Source organism: uncultured Thiodictyon sp. (assembly GCF_903828115.1).
In the GTDB taxonomy this organism is placed as follows: domain Bacteria; phylum Pseudomonadota; class Gammaproteobacteria; order Chromatiales; family Chromatiaceae; genus Thiodictyon.
In genome coordinates, this window is sequence record NZ_CAIKKU010000346.1 from 1 (window position 1) to 3,335 (window position 3,335).

The 3,335-nt window shown below is 68.3% G+C and carries 4 protein-coding genes; 1 reads left to right on the forward strand and 3 read right to left on the reverse strand.

All coding sequences use genetic code 11. The annotated features are described in order from the left end of the window. Positions 1–74: 74 nt before the first annotated feature. Together pgeF and rluD are read right to left on the reverse strand one after the other, a co-directional pair. Positions 75–821 carry a peptidoglycan editing factor PgeF gene (gene pgeF, locus QZY48_RS12845; protein ID WP_295431251.1) on the reverse strand — a complete coding sequence of 249 codons (747 nt, stop codon included), beginning with the start codon at positions 819–821 and terminating at the stop codon, positions 75–77. Beyond that, the gene (rluD, locus tag QZY48_RS12850; protein WP_295431252.1) at positions 802–1,782 is read right to left on the reverse strand and encodes a 23S rRNA pseudouridine(1911/1915/1917) synthase RluD; all 981 of its coding nucleotides are present in this window, start codon (positions 1,780–1,782) and stop codon (positions 802–804) included. The genes pgeF and rluD overlap by 20 nt, the downstream gene beginning before the upstream one ends. A 93-nt stretch (positions 1,783–1,875) precedes the next feature. On the opposite strand from rluD, the gene QZY48_RS12855 reads away from it, so the two are divergent. Continuing rightward, on the forward strand, positions 1,876–2,721 hold the full coding sequence (locus tag QZY48_RS12855) for an outer membrane protein assembly factor BamD (protein WP_295431253.1): 846 nt from the start codon (positions 1,876–1,878) through the stop codon (positions 2,719–2,721). A 107-nt stretch (positions 2,722–2,828) separates the two neighbouring features. On the opposite strand, the gene QZY48_RS12860 is transcribed toward QZY48_RS12855, so the two are convergent. Further along, on the reverse strand, positions 2,829–3,167 hold the full coding sequence (locus QZY48_RS12860) for a P-II family nitrogen regulator (protein ID WP_100921258.1): 339 nt from the start codon (positions 3,165–3,167) through the stop codon (positions 2,829–2,831). Positions 3,168–3,335 lie beyond the last annotated feature (168 nt).

A 3,335-nucleotide genomic window follows, 5' to 3' on the forward strand; every position in this document is an offset into this window, starting at 1 on the left:
ACGACAACGACAACGACAACGACGCGAAAAGCACTCCCTAATGAACTTGTCCTAACTTATTACTGAACCGCTCCTCAGCCCTGATCCGCGGGCTCACTCAACCAGATCAGACTCGCCATCCGCCCCGTCACGCCATCGCGACGAAAGGAGAAAAAGCGCCCCGGATCGGACCAGGTGCAGTGGTCGCCACCGAACACCCGCGTCACCCCCGCCCGCACCAGCCGGGCGCGCGCCAGGGCGTAGAGGTCGGCGAGCCAGCGATCGCCCGCGCCGGGCCGGAAGGCGGGGGCGACGCCCGGATCGGCCGCGAGGAAGGCGGCGCGGACCTCCGGTCCCACCGCGAAGGCCGCGGGACCGATCGCCGGGCCCAGCCACACCAGGAGGTCGGCGGGTGCCTCGCCCAGGGCCTCCAGGGTCCGTTCGATGACCCCCGCGGCCAGACCGCGCCAACCCGCGTGGACCGCCGCCGCCGCGCGACCCCGCCGGTCACAGATCAAGAGCGGCAGACAGTCCGCGGTCAGCACCGCACAGACCGCCGCGGGCCGCCGGGTCATGGCCGCGTCCGCGATCTGCCCCGGCACCGCCCGCTCGCCCTGCGCCACCGCGCACCCGTGGACCTGGGTCAGCCACCGCGGCGCGGCCGGGAGATCCAGCGCGGCGCGCAGCAACTCGCGGTTGCGTGCGACCCGGCGCGGCTCGTCCCCCACATGGTCGCCCAGATTCAGGCCGGCATAGACCCCGGTGCTGACCCCGCCGCCGCGGGTGGTCGAACCGGCGTGCACCCACGGGGGGGCCGGCCACTCAGGTCGGATCAGTTCCACGCGCCGCCTCCCGTCGGAAGAGTTCGAGCAGCGACTCGAGATCGGCCGCCGGCGGCACCTCCCAGGCCATCGACCGACCAGTCTCGGGGTGCTCGAGCCCCAGGCGCACGGCGTGCAGGGCCTGGCGCGCGAAGCCCTGGATGGCCGCAACCAGGGCCGGGTCGCTCCCCTTGGGCGGACGCGGTCGCACCCCGTAGACCGGGTCACCGACCAGGGGGTGACGCACATGGGCCAAGTGCACCCGAATCTGGTGGGTACGCCCGGTCGCCAATTCCACCCCCAGCAAACAGTGGCCCGGATAGCGCTCCAGCACCCGGTAGCGGGTGAGCGCCGCACGCCCGTCCGGGACCACCGCCATGCGGGTGCGCTGGGTCGGGTGCCGCCCGATGGGGGCCGCCACCGACCCGCCGCCCGCCAGTTCCCCGACCACCAGTGCCCGATACTCCCGGTGCACGGTGCGCTCCTTGAGCTGGGCCACCAGTGAGCAGTGGGCCTGCAGGGTCTTGGCCACCACCAGCAGGCCGCTGGTGTCCTTGTCCAGGCGGTGCACGATGCCCGCCCGCGGCACGGCGGCGAGCCCGGGCGCATGGTGCAGCAGGGCGTTGAGCAGGGTGCCGTCCGGGTTGCCGGCGGCCGGATGGACCACGAGCCCCGCGGGCTTGTCGATCACCAGCAGCGTGGCGTCCTCGTAGACCACCGCGAGCGGGATCGCCTGCGGTGAGTCGCGCCCGACGGCCACCAGTTCGGCGTCGAGCGCGACCGCCTCATGGCCCCAGACCCGGTCCCGGCAGCGGCGCGGGGCACCGTCCACCAACACCTGCCCGGCCGCGATCCACTGTTGGATACAGCCGCGCGAGAACTCGGGCCAGGCCTGGGCCAGGGCCTGATCCAGACGCCGGCCGGCGCTCGCGGACTCCACCCGCAGGGTGCGCCGGACCCGCGACACCGGGCCGGCACTCATCCCGCGAGCCCCCGGGGAGCGCGACCGCCGCCGGGACCAGACCCGGCCCCATCGGGTATACTCGCCATGTTTAGAGACTGGTAAACACCTGACATGCGACGCACCCTAACACGACTGGCCACGCTGCTGCTGATTGCATTGCTGATCGGGACCTCGATCTGCGCCTGCTCCGCGTTCAAGGGCAAGGAGTTCGACGAGACCGAGGGCTGGAATGCGTCCAAGCTCTACGCCGAGGCCGCCTCCGAGATGGATTCGGGCGGCTACAAGAAGGCCATCGAGTTGTACGAGAAGCTCGAGGCCCGCTACCCCTTCGGCCGCTACGCCATGCAGGCCCAGCTCGACGTCGCCTATGCTAACTACAAGGCCGAGGAACCGGAGGCCGCGATCGCCGCCGCCGACCGCTTCATCAAGCTCTACCCCCAAAATCCATTCGTTGATTACGCTTATTTTCTTAAAGGGATCATCAACTACAACCGCAGCGTCGGCTTCCTGGACCGCTACATCCCCACCGACCCGTCCCAGCGCGACCCCGGCGCCGCGCTCGATGCCTTTGCCGATTTTTCCGAGCTGATCAAGCGCTTCCCCGACAGCAAGTACACCCCCGATGCCCGCCAGCGCATGGTCTATCTGCGCAATAACCTGGCTCAGAACGAGGTCAACGTGGCCCGCTACTACATGAAACGCCAGGCCTACGTGGCGGCGGCCAACCGCGCCAACTTTGTCATCGAGCACTTCCAGCGCACCAGTGCGGTGAAGGGCGCGCTCGAGGTCTTGGTCGCTGCCTACAAGGCGCTGGGAGAGGAAAAACTGGCCGCCGACGCCCAGCGGGTGCTGGACGTCAATCGCAAGGCCGGGCGCTTTATCTCCAACGACCCGGCCCCCTCCGAGCTCGGTGTAACCCGCAAACTCTGGGACTATATCGAACTCGACAAGAACTAGCCGGCGCGCGGGGACCGGGCTTTGTTGTCGTTGTCGTTGTCGTTGTCGGATTATTCGATTACGACAACGACAACGTACCCGGGGGCAACCTGTCGCTCGGGGCCGCCTCAGACCGCGGCCTCGTTCTCCTCGCCGGTGCGGATGCGTACCACCCGCGTCACCTCGGAGACGAAGATCTTGCCGTCGCCGATCTTGCCGGTGCGCGCGGCGGCCGTGATGGCGTTGATGCAGGCGTCCAGATTCTCGTCCGCCACCACCAGTTCCACCTTCACCTTGGGCAGGAAATCCACGACATATTCGGCCCCGCGGTAGAGCTCGGTGTGGCCCTTCTGCCGCCCGAAGCCCTTGACCTCGATGGCGGTCATGCCGGTGATGCCGGTGGCCGACAGGGCCTCCCGGACGTCGTCGAGCTTAAATGGCTTGATAATCGCTTCGACCTTCTTCATGGGGTACTCCGCTGGGGGTCAGAACTGGTAAAGCCTGTGAGTATAGTTTCCGGCCCCGGAGAAGAACAGACTGCGCGTGCACCGGGGTGCGATCAGAACTGATGTGGTAACCGAGATCCCGGGTACGTTGTCGTTGTCGTTGTCGTTGTCGTTGTCGTTGTGGTAAAA

What these genes read in the sequence shown, in the direction of transcription:
- rluD (WP_295431252.1), bottom strand. Translation starts at nt 1,782, where the DNA reads ATGAGTGCCGGCCCGGTGTCGCGGGTCCGGCGCACCCTGCGGGTGGAG.
- QZY48_RS12855 (WP_295431253.1), top strand. Translation starts at nt 1,876, where the DNA reads ATGCGACGCACCCTAACACGACTGGCCACGCTGCTGCTGATTGCATTG.
- QZY48_RS12860 (WP_100921258.1), bottom strand. Translation starts at nt 3,167, where the DNA reads ATGAAGAAGGTCGAAGCGATTATCAAGCCATTTAAGCTCGACGACGTC.